Source organism: Porphyromonas sp. HMSC065F10, assembly GCF_001808555.1.
Lineage (GTDB): Bacteria > Bacteroidota > Bacteroidia > Bacteroidales > Porphyromonadaceae > Porphyromonas_A.
Map to the genome: position 1 here is coordinate 38880 of NZ_KV793774.1, position 21721 is coordinate 60600.

The 21721-nt window shown below is 58.9% G+C and carries 16 protein-coding genes; 4 read left to right on the forward strand and 12 right to left on the reverse strand.

Going from position 1 to position 21721, the window contains the following annotated elements:
* Positions 1 to 73 precede the first annotated feature (73 nt).
* The gene (gene yidC, locus HMPREF2890_RS03310) at positions 74 to 1981 is read left to right on the forward strand and encodes a membrane protein insertase YidC (protein WP_070465321.1); all 1908 of its coding nucleotides are present in this window, start codon (positions 74 to 76) and stop codon (positions 1979 to 1981) included.
* Between the two features lie 28 nt (positions 1982 to 2009).
* Positions 2010 to 2198, forward strand: a complete 189-nt coding sequence (locus HMPREF2890_RS03315; protein ID WP_070465324.1) for a hypothetical protein — start codon at positions 2010 to 2012, stop codon at positions 2196 to 2198.
* 592 nt (positions 2199 to 2790) lie between these two features.
* On the opposite strand, the gene HMPREF2890_RS03325 is transcribed toward HMPREF2890_RS03315, so the two are convergent.
* The 7 genes from HMPREF2890_RS03325 to HMPREF2890_RS03355 form a co-directional block, all read right to left on the reverse strand.
* The gene (locus tag HMPREF2890_RS03325; protein WP_070465332.1) at positions 2791 to 5277 is read right to left on the reverse strand and encodes a zinc-dependent metalloprotease; all 2487 of its coding nucleotides are present in this window, start codon (positions 5275 to 5277) and stop codon (positions 2791 to 2793) included.
* 25 nt (positions 5278 to 5302) lie between these two features.
* Positions 5303 to 6280, reverse strand: coding sequence for a hypothetical protein (locus HMPREF2890_RS03330; RefSeq protein ID WP_070465335.1), 978 nt, complete (start codon positions 6278 to 6280; stop codon positions 5303 to 5305).
* 27 nt (positions 6281 to 6307) lie between these two features.
* Positions 6308 to 7795, reverse strand: a complete 1488-nt coding sequence (locus tag HMPREF2890_RS03335; RefSeq protein ID WP_070465338.1) for a RagB/SusD family nutrient uptake outer membrane protein — start codon at positions 7793 to 7795, stop codon at positions 6308 to 6310.
* A 30-nt stretch (positions 7796 to 7825) separates the two neighbouring features.
* Entirely contained in the window at positions 7826 to 11380 is a 3555-nt protein-coding gene (locus HMPREF2890_RS03340; RefSeq protein ID WP_070465341.1) for a SusC/RagA family TonB-linked outer membrane protein, read from the reverse strand.
* Positions 11381 to 11634: 254 nt separating this feature from the next.
* A complete protein-coding gene (recG, locus tag HMPREF2890_RS03345; RefSeq protein WP_070465344.1) occupies positions 11635 to 13749 on the reverse strand; it encodes an ATP-dependent DNA helicase RecG in 2115 nt (704 codons plus the stop codon).
* Between the two features lie 4 nt (positions 13750 to 13753).
* Positions 13754 to 14443, reverse strand: coding sequence for a 2-C-methyl-D-erythritol 4-phosphate cytidylyltransferase (gene ispD / locus HMPREF2890_RS03350; protein WP_070465348.1), 690 nt, complete (start codon positions 14441 to 14443; stop codon positions 13754 to 13756).
* Positions 14440 to 14976 carry an RNA methyltransferase gene (locus HMPREF2890_RS03355; RefSeq protein ID WP_070465379.1) on the reverse strand — a complete coding sequence of 179 codons (537 nt, stop codon included), beginning with the start codon at positions 14974 to 14976 and terminating at the stop codon, positions 14440 to 14442. Before HMPREF2890_RS03355 ends, ispD begins: the two co-directional genes overlap by 4 nt.
* A 78-nt stretch (positions 14977 to 15054) precedes the next feature.
* On the opposite strand from HMPREF2890_RS03355, the gene HMPREF2890_RS03360 reads away from it, so the two are divergent.
* Positions 15055 to 16086: a L,D-transpeptidase gene (locus HMPREF2890_RS03360; RefSeq protein WP_070465351.1), complete on the forward strand. Its 1032-nt coding sequence runs from the start codon at positions 15055 to 15057 to the stop codon at positions 16084 to 16086.
* A gap of 189 nt (positions 16087 to 16275) precedes the next feature.
* On the opposite strand, the gene HMPREF2890_RS03365 is transcribed toward HMPREF2890_RS03360, so the two are convergent.
* Both HMPREF2890_RS03365 and HMPREF2890_RS03370 read right to left on the reverse strand, forming a co-directional pair.
* Complete coding sequence (locus HMPREF2890_RS03365) at positions 16276 to 16977, reverse strand: murein L,D-transpeptidase catalytic domain family protein (RefSeq protein ID WP_246825283.1); 702 nt, start codon at positions 16975 to 16977, stop codon at positions 16276 to 16278.
* 52 nt (positions 16978 to 17029) lie between these two features.
* Positions 17030 to 17485 carry a hypothetical protein gene (locus HMPREF2890_RS03370; protein ID WP_070465354.1) on the reverse strand — a complete coding sequence of 152 codons (456 nt, stop codon included), beginning with the start codon at positions 17483 to 17485 and terminating at the stop codon, positions 17030 to 17032.
* Between the two features lie 282 nt (positions 17486 to 17767).
* Here HMPREF2890_RS03370 and HMPREF2890_RS03375 point away from each other — a divergent pair, with 282 nt between their 5' ends.
* Positions 17768 to 18019, forward strand: coding sequence for a hypothetical protein (locus tag HMPREF2890_RS03375; protein ID WP_070465357.1), 252 nt, complete (start codon positions 17768 to 17770; stop codon positions 18017 to 18019).
* Positions 18020 to 18124: 105 nt separating this feature from the next.
* Here HMPREF2890_RS03375 and msrB read toward each other — a convergent pair whose 3' ends face one another.
* From msrB to HMPREF2890_RS03390, 3 genes are all read right to left on the reverse strand, one after another.
* Positions 18125 to 19237 carry a peptide-methionine (R)-S-oxide reductase MsrB gene (gene msrB / locus HMPREF2890_RS03380; RefSeq protein ID WP_083289772.1) on the reverse strand — a complete coding sequence of 371 codons (1113 nt, stop codon included), beginning with the start codon at positions 19235 to 19237 and terminating at the stop codon, positions 18125 to 18127.
* Complete coding sequence (locus HMPREF2890_RS03385) at positions 19218 to 19838, reverse strand: lipocalin family protein (protein WP_070465360.1); 621 nt, start codon at positions 19836 to 19838, stop codon at positions 19218 to 19220. Before HMPREF2890_RS03385 ends, msrB begins: the two co-directional genes overlap by 20 nt.
* Before the next feature lie 84 nt (positions 19839 to 19922).
* Positions 19923 to 21602 carry a putative transporter gene (locus HMPREF2890_RS03390; protein ID WP_070465363.1) on the reverse strand — a complete coding sequence of 560 codons (1680 nt, stop codon included), beginning with the start codon at positions 21600 to 21602 and terminating at the stop codon, positions 19923 to 19925.
* Between the last annotated feature and the right edge of the window lie 119 nt (positions 21603 to 21721).

Consider the following 21721-nt stretch of genomic DNA (forward strand, 5'->3'; position numbering starts at 1 on the left):
CAGCTCTACACACTAAGTACAGACGATCATCTCGATGGCTCGCTCTGCCGAGCTGTCCTCAGACAGATAAGTAATGGATAAAAATACGATCATCGGTCTCGTCCTCATGGGCGTAGTCCTCGTGGTATTCTCCCTGCTCGGTCGCCCCTCCAAGGAGGAGCTGGAGCTCCGGCAGCGCTACGCTGACTCCGTGGCGCTCGCCGCTCAGACCGAGGAGCGCGCCATGGCCGACTCCATAGACCGGATCGCGACAGAGGACTCCCTCCGCAGGAGTGCCACCCTCGCACAGTACACCCCCGCCGAGCGCGACTCCATCCTGACGGCTCAGGCAGCGGAGGCATTTGGTCCCTTCGCCACAGCTGCACACGGCAGGGAGCAGACCTTCACGATCGCCAATGACTCCCTCTCTGTCACCCTCTCCACGAAGGGCGGTAAGCCGATCTCCTCGGAGATATTGGGGTATAAGGACTACCAGGGAGCTCCGGTCCGGCTCATCCGACCGGACGACAGCCACTTCAATCTCACCCTCTTCACGAGTGGAAACCGCGTCGTCCGCACCGAGGACCTCTACTTCGTCGGTGAGCAGGTGAGCCCCACGCAGGTCAAGATGTCTGCCATGGCGACCAATGGCTCCAGCCTCACGCTCGTCTACACCCTTCTCCCCAAGTACCTCATCGATGTCACGATAGTCGGCACGGGAGACTTCAAGAGCGTGATGGCACCCAACTCCCCCTTCCTCGATGCGGAGATGTCTCTCTCTATCTATAAGAATGAGAAGAGCGAGCAGGCCGAGCAGCGCTACTCCGGCATGGCGTACGAATTCACCGATGGTGACGTTGACAAGTTCGATACCGGCAAGTCGGTGGATAAAGAGCTGACGAACGAGGTGAAGTGGGTCGCCTTCCGAGACATGTTCTTCTCCACGATCGTCTACTCCCGCAATCGCCTCGGCACGCTGGCGGCAAGCCAGGAGGTGATCAAGGGAGATCCTGAGAAACTCAAGGAGATGGAGGCAAAGTTTGTCCTCCCCTTCGATGGCACACAGCCCATCTCGCTCCAGATCTACAGTGGCCCCAACGACCACACCCTCCTGAAGAGCCTCGACAAGGACCTTGGCGACAAGACTCACCTGACCGAGGTGATCGATATGGGGAAGTGGTTCCGCTTCATCACCGTCTGGGTCGTCCTGCCGGTCTTCAACTTCCTTGAGAAGTACATCTCCAATTACGGGCTCATCATCATCCTCCTGACGCTGATCATCAAGCTGATACTCGCCCCATTTACCTACAAGTCCTTCAAGAGTCAGGCCAAGATGCGGGTCATCAAGCCGCTCGTCGATGAGATCAATGCGAAGTATCCCGGCGAGGACAAGATGATGGAGCGCAATAAGGCGACGATGCAGCTCTACCAGAATGCCGGTGTCAACGTCATGGGTGGCTGCCTGCCGATGCTCCTCCAGATGCCGATCCTCATCGCCATGTACCAGTACTTCCCCACCAGCCTCAACCTCCGCGGTGAGAGCTTCCTCTGGGCGCAGGACCTCAGTACCTACGACGACGTGATCCGCTGGGGTGCCGACATCCCGATGATCGGGGACCACATCTCGCTCTTCTGCCTCCTGATGACCGTGACGCAGATCATCTACATGCGGCTCACGCAGTCCGGTACGGCAGGCGGTGATCAGCAGTCTGCCTGTATGATGAAGGCGATGCCGATCTTCATGTCGGTCTTCCTCTTCTTCTTCCTCAATAACAACGCCTCCGGACTCTCGCTCTACTACTTCGCCTCCCTCCTCATCAGTATCCTGCAGACCAAGGCTTTCCAGTGGGCCATCGATGAGAAAAAGCTCTTCGCCCAGCTGCAGGAGAATGCCAGGAAGCCCAAGAAAAAAAAGCAGTCAGGCTTCATGGAGCGGCTTGAGAGAGCTCAGAAGGAGCAGATGAAGAAGCTCCGCGAGCAGCAGCAGAAAAACGGACGCTAACACGCCAACCCATATAAGAGTTAAGTATATGAACTTCAAGAAAATCCTTATCACCCTTGCGATCATCTTCCTCCTCTGCGTAGGGATCTACTACGCCGTCAAGGGTGCCGTCCACCTCCTCGCCTTCGCCGGGATCTCCCTCCTCGTGCTGGTGATCATCGCTCTGGTGATCTGGCTCCTCGTCAAGAGAAACGCCACGGACGACCCGCAGAGCTAAGGTCTCTCTATGCTGGCGGCACCGAGGACCCTCCTTGATCCGTCGTCCCCCTACCCACATACCCCCCTCTCTCTCTGCCGAGACCTCGGCAGAGAGAGGGGGCTTTTTTTACCCCACTTCCGCGCCCTCTCTACTCCCTCGGTCTATAGCCCGTCTACCTCCTATCCCTCTGGCGAAACTCTAATACCGATATTAGTGATCGCTAATATCGGTATTAGTGATCACTAATATCGGTATTAGATTTAGGGGTGATCCTAAGGTCGATTGAAAGGACAGGGAGGAGGGGTAGGGAGACACAGCCTACCGAGAATCCGAGATACCTGTTGTCCTCGCTTCCCAAGGCTTTCGGGGCCACGCCCCTCAATGCCTCGGTGATGTAGCGTGCACCCAACAGAGGGTGCTGTCCCTCTCGATCCCACTGGAGCGTAAGTATGAACCGACAAATAGAAGGCACAAAGAAGTCCCCTGAGTGGCTGAGTAGCGTCTCTCGCTTCCCGAGAGGTGGTGTGTAGATGACCTTTATACATAAAAAGAAGCGGGGCATGCCGACCGGGTGGTCAACATGCCCCGCTTGATGGGTGGGTGTAAGGGATCAGTTCTTACCGCTGAGGGCGCGATCGATCATGTAGTAGAGATCGGCGTAGTGTCCCGCCTCGGGGTGGTTGCCCATCCGCGATGAGATGACTGAGCGGGCACCGAGGAGGCTCTTGTAGAGAGGTCCACGGACGTTGATCGCCTGAGTCTTGAGCTTCTGCTTGTCGTTGCTCTTCTTCCCGTCGAGCCCGAGCCCGCTGAGCAGCTGAGAGACGTAGGCATACTGCATATTGCGCTCCACAGGGGTGAGTGCTCCGCCGTTTTGCCACACATAGTCGTGCAGGTCGGCGAGGTAGGCCTCGGGGGTGTAGGGGTTTCGCTCCTCGGAGTAGAGAGCCGTATTGGAGAGACGGCTCAGGACGGAGGTGCCGGTCAGCATGCTCATGGTGGAGAAGATCTGGTCGGAGAAGTTATTGGGCTGCTTGCCCAGCTTCGCCGTCACCTCCTTCGTGGACATCCAGCGGGGGAAGTCAATTGACTGGTCGAGGACAAAGCGAAGTGCGCGCTGCTGCTCCTTCCGGGAGGGCACGGAGTACTTGGTCTGCCCGTCACCGTGCACGGGGAGATTTCTCCTAAAGCCTCCGATGACGGAGGTGGCGTGGCCGATGTAGAGGCGGAATTGCCCTGCCAGCGAGCTGAGCAGGCGCTCCTGAGCCTTGTAGGTCTTGCCGTCCTCCTGAGGAGTCCAGTCAAAGAGATGATCCACGGTGCGCTTTAGATTCTCGATGCCATAGTAGCTTGCCAGCACCGGATCATCACCGAGGTCCTCGGTCTGAGCGGTGTAGTCGGCATTGGAGAGGATCTGCTGCGGTCCGTAGGCGAAGCGACGGTCACCCTGCTTATCGGTGATCCAGCGATTGAGGATCGGACGCTCCTCCTCCGGGGTGGCAGCCTCGTAGATCGGCTTGTAGCCCCAGGAGATGGCGTACATATCGTACATGCCGATGAGCGGGGGGAGGAAGTTGGTCACGCCATCACCGGGCTGTGCGACGTAATTGTAGCGTGCGTAGTCCATGATGGACGGGGTGGTGCCGTACTTGGTAGTGAAGTCGGGTGAGCGGAGGTCCTCCACCTTGTAGGAAGAGGAGGCGCCCATATTGTGCCTCAGACCGAGGGTGTGCCCCACCTCGTGTGCCACGATGTAGCGCAGCATCGGACCGAGGACGGAGATCTCGTAGTGGAGCCCGCGGGCGGAGGGGTCGGCAGCCGCTGTCTGGCAGAATCGCCAGTCGTGCACCAGCTCGAGCACGTTGTGGTAGAAGTATACCGAGGCCTGGAGGATCTCACCTGTGCGGGGGTCGGTCCAGGAGGGACCCATCGCATTGGCCTGCTGAGAGGAGGAGTAGATGAGGCAGGTGTAGCGGATGTCGTTGGGGTTAAAGCTCGGGTCATCCTTTGGATAGCGCTTCGCGACGATGGCGTCCTTGAAGCCTATCGCCTCAAATGCCTTCTGCCAGTCCTCGATGCCTTGCTTGAGGTAGGGGTACCACTCTTCGGGGAATGCATCATCGATGTAGTAGACGATCGGCTTGGCGGGGACGACGAGTTCGCCTCGCTTGTGTCGCTCGATATCCTCGGGCTTTGGCTCGAGGCGCCAGCGATTGATGTACTTCACCTTCTCCATCGACAGGGCGTCGGTGGTGATCTTGGTGGTCCCATTGGTGAAGTAGCCTATGCGGTAGTCGTGCAGGCGGGGACGCATCATATCCTTGTAGTCCGGCAGCAGACCAAGGGAGGCGTTGATCACAGCTGTGAAGGGCTCCTTATCCACGGTGTAGACAGCGCGGACGGTCACGTTGAGATTACGCGGGAAGGCGCTGATGTCGGTGATGGAGGAGAGGTCCTTCTTGAAGCTCCCGCTCAGCTTATTGGCTCCGAAGAAGGAGTCAAAGGGGGACTTGGGGAGGAAGGGTGTGATCGGGGCCTTGTCGGTGAGGAAGAGCGACGTGGCGTCGATGACCACAGCGGTGGAGTCGGGGCGCCAGGTGGCGATCTTGAAGGCACTCAGCACCGGCATCAGGTGATTGTCCTGCACCCTCTTGTAGATTGAGGACTCGGGGTCTGCGGTGATGGCGGTATTGAGCTGGTGGAGGTAGAGGCGCTCATCGTCCTTTGACCAAGAGACCATGAGTGGCTCCGCCGGCATCTCACCGGCGATGACGTCGGTATTGTCGCTGATGGCATCAACACGACCGGTGAAGAGCATCGGTCGATCGAGGAGGGCGACCGGGATCTCCATGTAGACCTTCCCCTTCTGGAGGTGCAGGTCGATAAATCCTCGCACGGTCTTGGAGGGATTCTTGATGACGTCGGAGTACTTCTTCCCCTTGTCGTCCTTATCCTCCTTCCCCTTGTCGTCTTTCGGCTCGTCCTCTTTGTCCATGACTGCCCCGATCAGGTCGCCGAAGTCTTGGGCCTGTAGGCGGGTGGCGCCGGTCGGTAGCAGCAGCAGCAGGGTGAGGAGGAGTCTGTAGCAGTGTCTCATGTGTTATGTGGTGATGTCTGAGTGATTAATTGCTCGGGGTCTGGCGCTTCTTGGCGGCAGCGTTGCCGATGGTCTGGAGGTCCATGCCGGTCTTTTCCTTGATGAAGGAGCGGAGGGCGTCGTACTTCTCGTGCATGATCGTGTAGTCGCCCATAGCCTCCTGGATCTCCGCCTCCGACATTGTCGTCATGCGGTAGATATAGTCGGCAATGTCGAGTGAGGGGTCCTTGTGGGCCTTGTAGGTGGCCCAACCACTATTAAACTCATCGTAGTCCCAGAAGCCGTGACTCATCAGGACATCCCTACGATGATCAAGGTCTTCCTTCTTACCAACCTTCTGTCTCTTGCCAATGACTTGGCCGTAGTAGTCCTGAGAGAGTGCCTTGAATGCTGTGGGGGCGCTGATGCGGTGAGCAAAGATGAAGGTCCAGAGCGTAGAGTGCAGTCGGGGGATCATCTCTGTGCGTATCTCCTCACGCGTCTTGTACTTCAGCACTTGCGACCCTTTCTTGATAATGATGACCTCCCCCTCGCGGTACATATTGAAGGCTATGTGGTCACGGAGTGAGGTGGCAAAAACATCATTTTTTCCCTTGTACACATTGAGCGTGTCTGCCATGAAGCAGCGCAGAGGGAAGTACTGCTTGATGAAGTCATCAGAGTATCCGGGGAGGAATTCCTCAGTGAAGAAGCGAAGGTTATCCTCCACCATCTTCATAGCCTCCGTGCTGGCCGGATCAATGGCGGTGTACCGCGGACCGCGAATCTGGGTGCTGCCGAGGTTCCACCTGGCATGCTTGGGGTCAAAGTTGTAGACGATCTCAAGACCGGTCCGCTTGTAGATGTCGTAGATGGTGTGAGATACGTAGTCGGAGCCGTCCTTGATCTCGTACTGTGGCTTGCCCAACTCCGAGACTACGGGAGCCTCCCGATGGCAGGCGACGGTAGTAAGCAGTATCAGTCCCGCGAGAGTGGCGAGTGTCGATGTCGTATGGCGTTTCATATCCTATATTGGTCTCTATAGTGAGGATTACTTCGTCGCTTTCCCTCCGCCGAGTACAGCGTCGGAGATACGGACGGTGTGTGGCACAGGGAGGACGTACTTGGGGGACTTGGCGGGGAGGGTGTACTCCTCGGTCCCTGTCTCCTTATCTGTACCGGTGATGTAGGTGTGGTGCAGCTCCGGCATCCCCTGACGACGGAGGTCAAACCAGCGGAGCTGCTCGAAGCAGAACTCCCTACGGCGCTCCTCGCGGATGAGACGAATCACCTCGTCCTGCGTGGCTGGAGTTGCCAGCGTGGCGTGCTCGGGTGTGATGCGGGCACGGCGGAGGGCGTTCAGATCCTTCATCGCACGGGAGAGGTCGCCCTTCATAGCGTAGGCCTCAGCGCGATTGAGGTACGCCTCGGCGGAGCGGATGGCAAAGCCATAGGTGCCGGTAACCTCGCTCATATCGGTCTTGACGATGTCGGTTGTGATTACCCATTTTGGAGGAGCAAACCATCCAGCCACGTTCTTCTTAGTGGTATTGATGAAGTACCCTTTTTCGCCATTGTATCTTAGGTCTCCCTTGCCAAAGGAAGACATAAGGTCGTCCGAGGGACCAAAGTAGTAGGCGTAGTTGTTAATCAATTCCTCGATGTTGCCGAAGCCATAGGAGTAATTGATCTCCTTATTTTCCTTGCAGATGAATTTTTTCGCCTCGTCACTGCCCGGCGCAGGGAGCGTATTGAGATCCCTGAGTGCGCCATTGAGTGAGAGGGCTAGGTCGGCATACTCTATCACCTTGTCCCACTGCTGCATGTGGAGGTAGACGCGAGAGGCGAGTACGGCGGTGGCAGCGTGGTTCCAGCGGAATATATTTCGCTCGCCACTCGCCTTGGCAAAAGCCTCATGAGCACCCTGTATGTCCTTCTCCATCTCAGCATAGTCCTCCGCTACGGTGGCGCGGGGGAAGCTTACGTCCTCGGCAAAGTGGTGGTAGTTGAGCGGGACACCCATAGCCGTGGAGGCGGTGGCAGGGTCGTACGGCTCGCCATAGATATTGGTCAGCATGAAGTAGGCAAAGAGGCGTATCGCATGAGCCTCACCCTCGAGCTGTGCTTTCTCCTCCACAGTCCCCTTCATGTCATCGAGGGCATCGAGGATGATATTGGCTGTGAGGATATGCTCATAGAGCGTCAGCCAAGTGAGGTCAGTATTAAGCACCTTTGTGGGCGAGAGCTCAGGATTGTCCTGCCAGGTGTAGTATCCGTATCCTGTCTTTCGCTTATCCTCACTTTGTGAGGCTTCCGCATTGATTTTACAAGTGACATCGTCTGTGAGGAGGTCAAGGTACCTGTAGGGGAGGGCAACCTCCTTGAAGTACGCATCTCCGTAGAGGATCTCGGAGTAGTCCTTGGTGGTCGTCGGGACAATGGTGTCCTGCGAGTACTCGTCCAGGAACCCTTTGCATCCCGAGAGGATGAGGGTCGCCAGCAGAGCTGTGGTCGCTACGAGTGAAGTATATCGTTTCATAATATGAAGTGTCCGTTCTGTAGTGAGCGATTAGAATCCCAGGTTGACCGTCACGGCGAAGGAGGGCAACGGAGGGGTCGTACGAGATCCAAGGGTGACCTGAGACGGATCCTGTCCGTGGAGGTCCTTGGAGGCGAAGAGGAGGAGGTTGTAGCCCTCCAGTCTCACATTGGCAGAGCGGAGGAAACCGGTCTTCTCCAGCAGCTCCGGGCGGAAGCGGTAGACGAGCGATGCGGAGCGGAGACGGACGTGGGATCCACTGACGACACGGAGGTCGCTCTTATTGTACATCTGCCAGCGATTGCGGGCAAACTCGTACTTATAGCGGCTCCCCTCGCTTAACAGGGTGCCTGGCTTGATCGCTACATCATCCAATGAATTTGACGAGATGGCGGGGATATTCGTCTTCGTCTCATCGCCCGGCTGACGCCAGCGATCCACCAGCTCGGAGGAGAGGTTCTCCTGAGGCTTCGGTGTGGTCTGACCGCCGTCGTTGTAGAGGTCATTGAGGCGGACCTTATTGCCAACGCTGTAGCTGAAGAAGAGGTTAAGCGTCAGGTCCCTCCACCTCAGTGAGGTGCCCATACCTCCCTGTGCGATCGGGATGCGGGAGCCGGAGTTGACAAAGGCGCGGGCATAGAAGTCCTCCCTCGTCTCACCCTCCTTGGACGGCTCGATGCCGTAAAAGTCAGGCAGACCCTTCTCTGTCAGACCCTTGAAGCGGTAGGAGTAGAAGGTATTGACTGACTCGCCATTCCGGATCACGCTACCATTGAGGAGCTGGAGATAGGTGTAGTCGGTATTGATACCGCCGTCGGTGACGATGTTTTCGTTATGGGAGCCATTGACATTGAGGGTCCAGGTCCAGTCCTTCGTGCGGATCGGGGTCACCGTGGCCATGAAGTCAAGTCCCTTATTGACGAGCGTACCGGCATTGATCTGGATATTGGTACGTCCGAGGGTGTGAGAGACCACCTTATTGATCAGCTGGTCGGTACCGATACGCTGGTAGTAGTCGACGGAGAAGGTCAGACGGTTGTCGAAGAGGGCGGTCTCGAAGCCGGCATTCCACGACGTATTCTTCTCCCAGCGGAGGTTGGGATTGGGGAGCTTGGAGATGTGGCTCTGGAATTGCTCGCTCAGGCTCTCGTACTCTCCGAAGCGCATGATCAGGCTCGGTGTCTGGTCGTCGGAGACATTACCCTGGATACCGTAGGAGCCCTTGAAGCTAAGGAGATTGAGCCAGCTGACGTCCTTCAGGAAGTCCTCCTCGTGGGCGTTCCAGCGTGCGGAGAGCGACCAGATCGGGAGGAAGCGAGCCTTGGGATCTTGACCAAACTTATTGGACCCCTCAGCGCGGACGTTGAAGGTGGCGATGTAGCGCCGGTCGTAGGTGTAGGTGAGGTTGGCAAAGAGGGAGACGAAGTTGGAGAGACTATTCGTTATCCGGTCTCTCGAGTACTCTGCCATATTCTTGTAGGCGAGCCAGACTGTCGGGTCGATGTACATAAAGGTCTGACCGCGCTCCGGCAGGTAGCCGTACTCCTTGGAGGAGATACCGGTGTAGTGTACGGAGCGGAGCTCGGGACCGGTATTGATTGAAAGGACGTGCGGTCCGCGGCGGAGGTTGTAGATCAGCTGCGCACGCCACTGCCAGCTGAGGTTGCGCATGTTATTGGTGCTCATCATACCGCCATAGGGCAGTGTGCACATCTCCTTGCGGAACTTCTCGGTGTCCGGTAGGGGGCTGCCGTAATTGAGCCGGCGCATCTTTGCCGCCTCGTAGGACTGCTCGTCAAACCACGACTCACTCTGCGTATTGCTCATATTGAGACCGAAGGTAGTATTGAGCTTCAGGTCGAGGATGGGGCGGTACTCGAGGAAGGCGATGGCATTGTAGCCATTCCCCTTCACCGTATTGCCGGTATGCTCCATCTCGTGCATCATGTTGAAGCGAAGCTCCTCCATGTAGCCCATAGAGTTGTTGTAGAAGAGTCGCTCCCCGGCGTCGTCATAGGCGGCGATGGCTCGGGAGGTGCGGAGGGCATAGGCGTAGGGAGAGACGCTCATGTAGGTGTAGTTCTTATCACTGCCATTGACGCGGAATTGCACCTGAGCGGTCACCTGCTTCGAGGGACGGAAGTTGATCTTCAGCATCCCATTGTAGTTATTCACCCCTTTCCCCTTCACGAGGTCGGGCTGGAGGGCAACGCTTCCGGAGGCGTAGTAGGTCGCCTTGTCGTTGCCACCGCTGAGACTGAGGTTGTGCCGCTGAGAGGCGGTGTCGCGGAAGAGGAGGTCAAACCAGTCAGTGTTATTCTCCTCCAGCGTCTTCACACCTTGGAGGAACTGGTCCTCCGTCAGCTTCCTGTCGTAGAGGTCCATCAGCAGTCCCTCGTACCCTACGCGGGAGACGCGGAAGAGGAAGGGAAGACCACGCTCCTCGATCTCCTTGGAGACCTCGATGCGCTCCTTGGAGTTCATCAGCGCCATCTGTCCGTAGTTGGGTCGCTGGTTGTAGGTGACGGAGCCGCTGTAATTGACAGCAAAGCGCCCACCGGAGCCTTTCTTCGTCGTGACAACGATGACGCCATTGGCGGCGCGCACACCATAGATCGCGGTGGCGGCGGCGTCCTTCAGCACATCGATCTTCTCGATGTCCATTGGGTTAAGTCCCGAGATGGCGTTACCGATGAGATTGACATTATCTAGCGAGTTGATCTCCTCAGCCGATAGCGGTACCGGGTCGTCGAGGATGATACCATCGACCACCCAGAGCGGGTCGCGACTGCCGGAGAGTGTGGAGACGCCGCGCACGCGGATCTTGGCCGCGGCACCCGGCGTGGAGACATCACCGAGGACGGTCAGTCCCGGGATCTTACCGGAGAGCATCTGATCGACGGAGCCGGCATCAGCCGTCAGCACGTCAGAGGCGTCGATGGTGACAACGGAGGAGGTGGAGAGCCGCTTCTCCGTATCCTGGTATCCTGTACTCTCCACCAGCACCTCACCCAGCAGCTCGGCTGCCTCGCGGAGGGTCATGTTGACGGTAGCACTCTTGGGCTTTACCTCCTCCGTCTTCATGCCGATGAGGGAGAAGACGAGGACGGCGGTCTTGATATTGGGCACATCGAGCTTGTAGGAGCCATCGACATTGGCGGTCGTGCCTCTGTTGCTCCCCTTCAGCCGGATCGTGACACCGGGGAGGGGCTCCCCTGCCTCATCAACCACGGTACCGTGGATGGTGGTCGGACCACTCTTGACCGGTCCGGACTTCGTGATCACCACCTGCTTGCCGCTGATGGTGTAGGTCATCCCGGACCCCTCAAGGAGGCGATCCATGGCTGCCTTGAGAGATACGTTACTCACCTTGAGTGAGACCTTCCGGCTCGCTTCCTTGGAGAGGCTCTGCGGAGAGAAGGTAATAGTCACGCCTGTCTGCTTTTGCACCCGATTCAGAGCTTCCTGCAGAGTCGTCTGACTCAGAACGAGTGTCACAGTCTCCTGAGACTGGGCATAGACCTGCAGGCATAAGCCGATGAATAGGGCGACTATGGCGGTAAAGCGTCGGATAGTTGTGTCCATAATGCTAATGCTACCGATAGTGTTTGTAAATTGTATTCGTATGAAGTCCTTCCACTCCGGGAGTGGGGTTGCCGTGATTGCTAAAGGAGTTGAAGCCGGGTGCCAGCTTGGTATGCGACAAAGGTATTAATTTATTTTACACTTTCCGGTGGTTTTGGTAAATTTTATTCAAGGCTCATCCCTCACCGACGTAATATGAAGTGATAGAGATGGGAGAAGAGGGCGGTCGTAGTCTGCCGGTGGTGCATGGAGGGTCAGCTGATCTGGCCCCAGTCGGGGGCGTCGGTCATCAGCTCGGCGAGGGTGGTGCGGATGGGCGTGTTGATCTCCTTGGAGAGCGTGGGGTCGTCCTTGAGGAGCCAGTCGACCAGCCGGGCGGCAAAGGTGACGGCGGTCACATCTCGGCTGAGATCCGCCACACGGAGGTTCATCGCCGTGCCGCTCTGCTGCGTCCCCTCCAGCTCGCCATAGCCCCGCAGCGCCATATCCTGCTCGGCAATGTAGAAGCCGTCCGTGCTGTCGCACATCACCTGGATCCGCTTCATCGAGGTGGCGCCCGCCTTGGGTCCCACACGGAGGATGCAGTAGCTCTGCTTATCGCCTCGCCCGACACGCCCGCGGAGCTGGTGCAGCTGCGAGAGACCGAAGCGCTCCGCCGCTGTGATCACCATCACTGTGGCATTGGGCACATCCACCCCCACCTCGATCACCGTGGTAGCTACGAGGATCTGCGTCTCGCCGGCGGCAAACTTCCGCATCTCCTCCTCCTTGTCCGCCGCCTTCATCTTCCCGTGCACCATCCCCACTTGATAGGAGGGGAAGATACTCCTTGTCTCGTCGTACCCCTCCTCAAGCGACTTCAGGTCGCTCTTCTCGCTCTCCTCGATGAGCGGATAGACGATGTAGACCTGCCGTCCCTCTCGGAGTTGCATATGGAGGAACTTCCGCACCTCCACCACGTCCTTCTCGAGGGCAAAGCTAGTCTTGATGGGCGTGCGCCCCGGTGGGAGCTCATCGAGGACCGAGACGTCAAGGTCGCCGTACATTGTCATGGCGAGCGTGCGGGGGATCGGGGTGGCGCTCATGATGAGGATGTGGGGGTGGAGGGCGGGGTTTTTCTCCCAGAGCCGGCTCCGCTGGTAGACGCCGAAGCGGTGCTGCTCATCGATCACCGCCATACCGAGGGCGTGGAAGCGGACGTAGTCCTCGATCAAGATGTGGGTGCCGACGAGGATGTCCACCTCGCCCGCCTCCACGCGGGCGGTGATCTGCTCCTTCTCCCGCTTCCGCATCGATCCGGTGAGGAGGGCGACGGATGTTTTCTGTCCTCGGAGCATCCTCGTGAGGGTATTGTAGTGCTGCTGCGCGAGGATCTCCGTCGGTGCCATCATACAGGCCTGCATGCCGCTGTCCACCGCCTGGAGCATCGCGAGGAGCGCCACGACCGTCTTCCCCGAGCCCACATCGCCCTGTAGGAGGCGGTTCATCTGATGTCCCGAGGTGACGTCCTCGCGGATCTCCCTGAGGACGCGCTTCTGCGCCCCGGTGAGCTCAAAGGTGAGCCCCTGCTCATAAAAGGTCATGAAGTGGTCCCCCAGCGGTCCGAGGACGAAGCCGCCACTCTCTGCCTGCCGCTCGGCGTGGATCAGACGCATCCGGAGGCGGAGGTAGAAGAGCTCCTCCAGCTTGAGCCGCCGCTGTGCCGCCTCCAGCTGTGCCGAGTCAGTGGGGAAGTGCATGGCGTAGAGCGCCTGAGCCCTCGGCATCAGCCCATATTGACTCAGGAAGTAGCCGGGGAGGGTCTCGGGGATCTGCCCCTGCACCCGGTCAAATGCCCTACGGACGGCACCCGAGAGTGCCTTGCTATCCATCCCCGAGCGCTTCATCCGCTCTGACGTGTGGTAGAGGGGGAAAAAGCTCCCGACGCTCTCCCCCGCCTTGCTCGCCACCTCGATGTCGGGGTGGGTGATGCTGATCACGCCCTTGAAGGCCTTGGGCTGACCGAAGAGGATGTAGTCCGTGTCCTGACGAAGGGTGCGGGTCCAGTAGGAGATGCTATTAAACCATACCAGCTCCACCATCCCGGTGCCATCACTGAAGTAGCCCCTCAGCCGCTTGCGGTGTCCCTGTCCCTCCTGCTCGAGACTGACGATGCGCCCTCTCAGCTGGACGTATGCCAGTCCGGTGGAGAGCTGGCTGATGGGGTAAATCTGCGTCCTGTCGAGGTACTTGTAGGGGAAGTAGAGGATCAGGTCCTCCAGCGTCCGAAGGGACAGCTCGCTTGCCAGCAGGTGGGCGCGTCGCTCCCCGATCCCACTCAGGTAGGTGAGATCGCTGCCGAGCAAGGTGCCGTCTCCGGGTCGTGCCATGGGGTTATTCTTTGTCAGCGGAAAGGATCAGGGAGGCGAGGGCGAGGTCGCGGGGGGTGGTGATCTTGAGATTGTCCGGGTCGCCCTCGACGAGGAGCGGACTGCGTCCGGTGTGGAGGCTGTAGAGCCCGGCGTCATCCGTCTGGGCCGTGTCGCCCTCCGCCTCGTAGGCGGCGAGGACCGCCTCGCGGGTAAAGAGCTGCGGTGTCTGCACGCAGCGGACGAGGCTTCGGTCGAGGACAGTGCTAGCCCCGTCCGGGGTGATCATCCGGAGGCTGTCCGTGGGGCGAGTCACCGGGACGACCGCCTCGCTGCCCTCCATCGCAGCGAGCAGCCGGTCCCACATCTCCCGCCTGAGGATCGGGCGTACCCCGTCGTGGATCGCCACCAGCTTGATCTCCTCCGACACCTCTCTCAATCCGTGGAGCACGCTCTCCCCACGTGTCGCACCTCCATGCACCAGCGTCAGGGAGACGCCCGGGCAGTACTCCTCCAGCAAGGCGCGGACCCTCTCGTTGTCATCGGGAGGGATTACGAGGATCAGTTGATCGCCCGGAGTGAGGAGGGAGGATGCCGCAAGCACCGTATGGGCGAGGATCGGTCGCCCCTCCAGAGGGAGGTACTGCTTGGGCAGCGGAGCACCCATACGGACCCCCCGACCGGCGGCGACGATGATAAGGGCTGTGCGTCTCATCGGTAGAGCTGTGATATGGTGTAGAGGACGATGCCGGCCGCGACGGAGACATTGAGCGAGTGCTTGGTGCCGTACTGCGGGATCTCGATGCAGTGGTCAGAGGCATCGACTACCGCCTGCTGCACGCCGTGGACCTCATGCCCGAGGATGAGGGCGGTGGGGCGCTCGGTGTCGATCACTTGAGCCACGTCAGGGAGCAGGATGCTGTCGTGCGCCTGCTCCACGGAGAGGATCAGGTAGCCCTCCTCGCGTGCCTGCCGCACCGCATCAAGGGTATCGGAGCAGTAGCTCCAGTCGACCGTCTCCTCTGCACCGAGGGCGCTCTTGTGCAGGTCGGCGTGGCCCGGCTTACCGGTGATGCCGCAGAGGACGATCCCCCGCAGTCTCAGCGCATCGGCGGTCCGGAAGACCGCTCCCACATTGAGCAGACTCCGCACGTTGTCCAGTATCACAAGGATGGGGCACTTAGGCGCTGCGGAGTACTCCTCCGGCGAGAGCCTTCCCATCTCCTCCATAGTTAGTTTCTGTCCCATAGTCAGGACAAAGGTACCCATAGACGATGGATTTTGATTATCTTGTCTCACCATTCCCAATCGTATCATCCATACATAATGAATAGACGATCCCTGACCCTGCCATCCCTGTCGCTCCTCCTGCTACTTCTCCTCTCCTGCGGGAGGGGTGGGGTGAGTGCTGAGACGGTGGCCGATAGCGTGCCGGCTACAGATAGTACTATCGCTGCTCCGGAGCCGGAGGAGCAGCAGCCCCTCACGGCGGCAGACATAAGCCTGCGGGAGGAGCTGCTCTATGAGGAGTACCACCTCGACTCCGTCTACGACTACCGAGATACCTTCCGTGTGGTGCAGTATGACCAGGTGCGCGAGCGACTTGCCTACATCGAGAGTCTCTACGAGGAGGCGAACCGCTGGGCGGTGGTCGCCAATCGGCAGAATAAGAATGGTGAGTCACCGACGATCAAGGACTTCCACCGCAACGAGTACAAGCACGTGACCGACAAGTATGGGGTCGAGCGCTATCAGTCGGCGGCACTCTACGAGCTAAGCGACACGCTCCAGCCGGTCCGCTATACTCAGGACGGCTCACTCGTCCACGTCATTGACTCCGTTGGCTCCTTCTACCACATCTTCCTTGCCCGACACGACGAGGGGGAGTATATGGTGAAGCGGAAGTACCTCGAGCTGCTGCCGGACAGTGTCTTCTTTGACCACGTCATCTTCGTCGACCGAAATAATCAAAACATCCTCACCGTGGAGCGCGAGTCTCGTGGGCAGTGGCTCGTCAGGAGTGTCAACCCCGCCACCACCGGCCGTAAGCGACCGCCCTATGCACGCGCTACGCCGCTCGGGATCTACCTCCTGCAGGAGAAGAAACCCAAGATGTACTACACCGGCGACGGCAGCTCGACGATTGCCGGCTTTGCCCCCTATGCCAGCCGCTTCTGCTGCGGGGCCTATATCCACGGGGTGCCGGTCAATGACCCTCACGGCAAGATCCGCGAGTGGAGCCCCAGCCTTGGCACCACGCCCCGCTCCCATATGTGTGTCCGCAATGCCTCCAGCCACGCCAAGTTTGTCTACGACTGGGCGCCTCTCCGCAATTCGCTCATCGTGGTGATCGAGTGACATAAAAAAAGCTCCCGCCAGAGCGAAAACACTAATACCGATATTAGGCGCGACTAATATCGGTATTAGTGTTTTCTTTTACCGGTATTAGTATTCGCTAATACCGATAGTAGTCCCAGGGAGGGTCGAGGACGATTGTATGGTGGGGAGACTGAGGAAGGTAGCTCCCTATGGCGAGCAGGAGGGCGGTCAGGAGCGCTGATTGCGACTCTCGCCGTAGATGTAGAGCACGCTGCCGCCCTTGATGGTGTCGATGATCGGGCGGTTGAGAGCCGGTGGTAGGGCAGGACAACCCCAGCTGCGCCCCAGTCGCCGACCACCACGGCAGACGGACGGGTCGGCATAGGCGGCGCCGTGGATCACGATCGCACGGGCGAGGGCGTTGTCATTGACCCCCTTCTCCAGACCATTGAGCCGAAGTGAGTAGCCATTCTTGCCGGTGTAGGTCCCCTCGGTGAGGTAGAGCCCCAGCGAGCTCTGATGGCTCTCGGGGCGATTGGAAAATCGGGTGGCATAGAGGTCGCCGCTATTGCGCCCATGGGCGACGAGGGAGTGGAAGAGGAGCTTCCCCTCCGCCATGTCCAGCACAAGGAGACGCTCCTCATTGGACGGCTTCGTGAAGTCGATCAGCGTGAGCACCTCTTTCTTCCGATTCTTGATCCTGAAGTAGCCGTCGTAGGCCTTGCGAAATGCCTCCTCCTCCACCCAGGCACTCAGCCCCAGCCGGTCATAGATCACCCGACAGCTGTCTGTGTGCGCTACAAGTATGGTATCGGCTGCCGAGGTCTGAGCCTCCTCGCTATCGTGAGGCGAACCTGCCATGAGGAGCAACAGCGCTCCGCATAGCAGGGTCATAGTCAGTACCGATATAGTTTTCTCTCCCTTCTTCATCACGGGGACAAAGGTACCACAATCTTCTCTCGGGATCTATCTTAACTCCCGCTTATGGCATCACCTGACGCTGCAGCGACAGCATATCGCTGAGGTACTCGTCCAGGATCTTACGGACAAAGCCGGGGGAGCCCTCCACCATCTGCTCCACCCGTGGGGGCATCGAGAGGGTGAGCAGCTGTCCGCTGATCTGCACCTGAGTCTTGTAGTCGGGGTCATCGGGGTGGTCGACGTCGGAGATGATGTAACGTCGCCCATCATCGGTGCTGTAGGTGAAGTCTCCCCGACCCTTGTAGTCCTTAAAGATCGACTTCACGCTGTACTCGTAGTATCCGGCCTGTGCCGAGGTGAAGTGGTAGGAGATGTACCCCTTGGCCCCGGTGTGGTCAAAGGTGGACCTCCACGTGGATCCGCTCAGATCCTGCGCCTGCAGGACGACCGGTGCAGCCCCTATAATAAGGAGCAGAAGTAGGATATGGACTCTGAGGTAGGTGATAATCTGTTTCATAATGCTGATTCTCTTATACTACTATGATGGGATGTAAGGACATAGGTTTGATCGGTCTCCCCGGTGAAGTGTTATCATTTGTTGCCGGTTGCTATGCCTTCTCGGAGGGGGTTGGGACCCTTTAGCCCCCTTTAGGACCCTTTCGTGCGATGCTCAAAAGGCTGATCCAGACAGAGATTGCGAGGTTTTCTCGGAGGAGAGTTTGCTCAATTAAAAATAAGATGTAACTTTGCCCCCGAGTATAGGCAATATTTTACACACTTAAAAGATAGATTTAGAGTTATGAAGAAGATTATCGCTATCAGCGCTGCTGCTGTATGTATGATGATGGGTCTTGCTTCTTGCAACAAGACTGAGAACCAGCAGAACGCTGACCAGGCTAAGGAGCAGATCGACCAGAAGGCTGACGCCCTCAAGGAGCAGATCGACGAGAAGGCTGACCAGGCTAAGGAGGTTGTCGATGAGGCAGCTGACAAGGCTGACAGCCTCGCTGCAGCTAAGACCGCTGAGCAGGCAGAGCAGGCTGTTAAGTAATTAACACCCCCCTGTTGTCGGTAGATAGCCGACCATAATACAAGGAGAGCCCCGCACGGACCGAGTGTCAGTGCGGGGCTCTCTCTATCGGTATATGCGTGGGGGCTATCTCTTGAGCAGGTGCAGGTAGTCGCCGTAGCCCTCGCGCTCCATCTCCTCCTTGGGGACAAAGCGGAGGGCAGCGCCATTGATGCAGTAGCGGAGACCGCCACGCTCGCGAGGACCGTCGTCAAAGACGTGTCCCAGGTGTGCCTCGCCCAGCTTGCTCCTCACCTCAGTCCGGAGCATACCGAAGCGGCGGTCGGTCCGTTCCACGAGGAGGCTGTCGCTGATCGGTCGGCTGAAGGCGGGCCATCCGCAGCCGCTGTCGTACTTGTCTGAGGAGAGGAATAGCGGCTCCCCCGTAGTGACATCGACGTAGATCCCCTCCCTAAACTCTCGGTCGTATGGGTGGCTGAAGGCTCGCTCCGTGCCGCCCTCCTGAGTTACCTCGTACTGCAGGTCGGTGAGACTCTGACGCAGCTCCTCCTTGCTCTTACGGCTAAAGCGGGGCTGATTCGCCTCGCGCGCCTTCCGGAAGAGCGCAGGGGAGATGTGGCAGTAGCCGGAGGGGTTTTTCTCCAAGTAATCTTGGTGATACTCCTCCGCACGATAGAAATTCCGGAGTGGCATCCCCTCCACCGCTATCGGCTTGCTGTACTGCGTGCGGAGCTGGTCCAGTGCAGCGGCCACCACCGGCTCATCGGCGGGGTCGCTGTAGTAGATGCCGGTGCGGTACTGTGTGCCGCGGTCGTTGCCCTGACGATTGACTGTCGTAGGGTCTATGGCGAGGAAGAAGGTCTCCAGCAACTTTGCCGTCGACAGCACCTCCGGGTCGTAGACCACCCTGACGGTCTCGGCGTAGCCCGACTTGTCGCCACAGACGATCTCATACGTGGGGTCGGGGGTATTTCCATTGGCATACCCCACCTCTGTCTCCACCACGCCACGGATCTGGCGGAGGAAGTGCTCCGTCCCCCAGAAGCATCCACCGGCGAGGTAGATCTCTCTTACGCTATCGTTCATCGCTTGCTCAGTCATAGCCCCCTCCTCCCCGCTCCCTCGGGCTGATAGACAGCTGCCGGTCAGCAGGGAGAGTAGGAGAAATGGGACAGTGAGGAGCCTTGACGTCCTCACTGACCGGAGGGGGAGTAGTCTCTCAGTCGTCCGTCTCCTCATCCTCCTCGTCCTCGAGATCCTCGTCTGTCTCCGGCTCCACGGGACGCTCTCGGGTGCCCTGCTCGACCCAGACGAGGCGGTCGGTGTCGTAGCCGAGTGCCTTGGCCTTGGAGACGAAGAGCTCCTTCACCTCCTCCGGCATCTCCATCGTGCGGGAGAGGAACCATACGTAGTCGGTATTGCGGCCGACGACGAGCGCATAGCGATACTCCGGGTCGAGCTCCACGATGTTGTAGGAGCTGTAGAAGGGGCCGAAGAAGGAGACCATCAGCCGCCCCACCTCGGGGTCCTCGATCGGCTTTGCCCTGCCGATGGAGTCGCTCCAGCGCTCCCTCTTGCAGTCGTAGCCGCTATTGACTACCCGGATGGTGCCGTCGTCATTGAGGGAGTACTCGGCTGTGGTGTTGTCGAGATCTTTCTCAAAGCGGGAGTCGAGGCGGGCGATCTCGTACCACTTGCCGAGATAGCGCTCCAGGTCAAAGCCTCTCACCGGCCAGGCTCCCCGGGGCAGCCCCATCTTTTTCCAGATGTAGTAGTAAGCAGCAGCGCCGGCTGCGGCAGCGGTGCCCGTAAGGGCTATAAGTAGATTCTTTGCTTTCATTGTCCTATTGGTGATGTAGTTATCTTATCCTTGTCACCCAAAGGTACCAAGAATGCAGAAGAATACGAGGACTCGCACCTACCCCTAACTTACCAGCAGGACCATCCACTGGGCCGCCATGACGCGGACGAAGAGGGTGAGGGGGTAGATGGTGGCGTAGCCGACGGAGGGGATGTTATTCTTCGTCGCGTCAGGGGTGAGTGAGAGCGCCGGAGCAAAGGTCATGCTCCCCGCCACGTAGCCGAGGAGGGAGAAGTAGTCCAGCCGGAGGCAGAGCCGCCCGATGATCAGCGTGACCCAGAGCGGGATCATCATCATCAGCGCCGCATAGCCCATCCAGACCAGTCCGCCGCTTGCGATTTTCTCCACAAAGCTCTCGCCCACGCTCAGTCCGACGCAAGCAAGGAAGAGTGCAATGCCCAGCTCGCGCAGCATATGATTGGCGCTCTCGGTATTGTGGGTGTTGAGGCGGAAGTGGGTGCCGAAGTTGCTCAGCAGGATCGCCGTCACGAGAGTCCCGCCGGCAAAGCCGAGCTTGACCGGCATCGACATCGAGGGCAGGTGGATCCGTAGGCTCCCGATCAGCACTCCGATGAGGATCGTGAGGGCGACGACGAGGAGATTGGGCTGGCGGAGGGTCTTACGTGAGTTGCCCAGCACCTGCTCCACGTGCTTCACATCCTCCTCGTGCCCAACGACGATCACCGTATCACCCACCTGGAGCAGCAGCTCCGGTCGCGCCATCAGGTAGACGCCGGCGCGGTAGACGCGCGTGATCGAGGCATTGTAGAGGGAGCGGAGCTTCAGGCTCCCGATGCTCTTTCCATTGATCCTGTCGCGGGTGACGAGGCAGCGGTGTGAGACCACGTCGGTCGCCCCTCGTGTGATCCACTCCGGCTCCACGAGCGGCACTTCCCTGCCGAGGAAGGCGCAGATCGTCTCCTTGTCGCTCTCGTCGGAGATCACCATCAGGCGGTCACCGAGGCGGATGATCGACTTCGGTCCCGCCATCTCCACCTCCCCCGAGTCGTGGTGCATGATGCGGGAGATCACGACGTCATACTTCTCCAGCACCGACTTTGACTCGTAGACGCTCTTGCTGTCCATCCAGGGGTTGCTCACCTCGAGGGTGTAGACCACCGCATCCTTGTGGGCGGCACGCTCCCGCTCTTCTATCTCCTTCTCCTCACGCGGGACATCGATCCGGAAGACCCACTTCAGCAGAGACATCGTCAGGATCATCCCGAGGATCGCCACCGGATAGCCGAGGGCGTACCCGATGCCGACATCCCCGAGGGCGGCGCTGCCGACAGCGCGGGCGCTCTCCTGCGTCGCTGCGAGAGCGGGCGTATTGGTCACCGCACCGGAGAGGATGCCCATCAGTGTCGCCATAGGCGTCTGCGTCACTCGGTAGAGGACGTAGGAGACGATGAGGGAGAGGAGGATCGAGAGGAGAGAGAGGAGGTTCAGTCGCACCCCTCCCTGACGGAAGGTGGCAAAGAATCCCGGTCCCACGGTCATACCGATGCCGAAGATGAAGAGGATCATCCCCGTCTCGCGGACAAAGGAGAGCACCTGAGGATCGAGCCGAAGCCCCAGGTGCCCGAGGAAGATACCGGTGAAGAGGACCCAGGAGACGCCGAGGGAGAAGCCTCCGAGGCGGATCTTGCTGAGTAAGACGCCGATGGTGAGCACCAGGGCGAGGATAAAGATGGAGGAGGCAATGTCCCCCGTCCAGAGTAGGTTGCGTATTATCTCGACCATAAGCGTATGATGCTGAGGGTTGATCGAGTAACGCCTGATTGTCTGTTCATAACTTTAACTCCCGAAAGAAATTGTGTGAGACTACTAAGGGCTTATCTTCGGGGGCGCATCCCGGGTCG

Bases quoted from the DNA above. Each gene is read 5' to 3' on its own strand.
- HMPREF2890_RS03385 (WP_070465360.1), bottom strand. From the start codon at position 19,838: ATGAAAGCAAAGAATCTACTTATAGCCCTTACGGGCACCGCTGCCGCA.
- HMPREF2890_RS03335 (WP_070465338.1), bottom strand. From the start codon at position 7,795: ATGAAACGATATACTTCACTCGTAGCGACCACAGCTCTGCTGGCGACC.
- recG (WP_070465344.1), bottom strand. From the start codon at position 13,749: ATGGCACGACCCGGAGACGGCACCTTGCTCGGCAGCGATCTCACCTAC.
- HMPREF2890_RS03370 (WP_070465354.1), bottom strand. From the start codon at position 17,485: ATGAAACAGATTATCACCTACCTCAGAGTCCATATCCTACTTCTGCTC.
- HMPREF2890_RS03340 (WP_070465341.1), bottom strand. From the start codon at position 11,380: ATGGACACAACTATCCGACGCTTTACCGCCATAGTCGCCCTATTCATC.
- HMPREF2890_RS03360 (WP_070465351.1), top strand. From the start codon at position 15,055: ATGAATAGACGATCCCTGACCCTGCCATCCCTGTCGCTCCTCCTGCTA.
- msrB (WP_083289772.1), bottom strand. From the start codon at position 19,237: ATGAGGAGACGGACGACTGAGAGACTACTCCCCCTCCGGTCAGTGAGG.
- HMPREF2890_RS03365 (WP_246825283.1), bottom strand. From the start codon at position 16,977: ATGAAGAAGGGAGAGAAAACTATATCGGTACTGACTATGACCCTGCTA.
- ispD (WP_070465348.1), bottom strand. From the start codon at position 14,443: ATGAGACGCACAGCCCTTATCATCGTCGCCGCCGGTCGGGGGGTCCGT.
- HMPREF2890_RS03330 (WP_070465335.1), bottom strand. From the start codon at position 6,280: ATGAAACGCCATACGACATCGACACTCGCCACTCTCGCGGGACTGATA.
- HMPREF2890_RS03375 (WP_070465357.1), top strand. From the start codon at position 17,768: ATGAAGAAGATTATCGCTATCAGCGCTGCTGCTGTATGTATGATGATG.
- HMPREF2890_RS03355 (WP_070465379.1), bottom strand. From the start codon at position 14,976: ATGGGACAGAAACTAACTATGGAGGAGATGGGAAGGCTCTCGCCGGAG.
- HMPREF2890_RS03325 (WP_070465332.1), bottom strand. From the start codon at position 5,277: ATGAGACACTGCTACAGACTCCTCCTCACCCTGCTGCTGCTGCTACCG.
- HMPREF2890_RS03390 (WP_070465363.1), bottom strand. From the start codon at position 21,602: ATGGTCGAGATAATACGCAACCTACTCTGGACGGGGGACATTGCCTCC.
- yidC (WP_070465321.1), top strand. From the start codon at position 74: ATGGATAAAAATACGATCATCGGTCTCGTCCTCATGGGCGTAGTCCTC.
- HMPREF2890_RS03315 (WP_070465324.1), top strand. From the start codon at position 2,010: ATGAACTTCAAGAAAATCCTTATCACCCTTGCGATCATCTTCCTCCTC.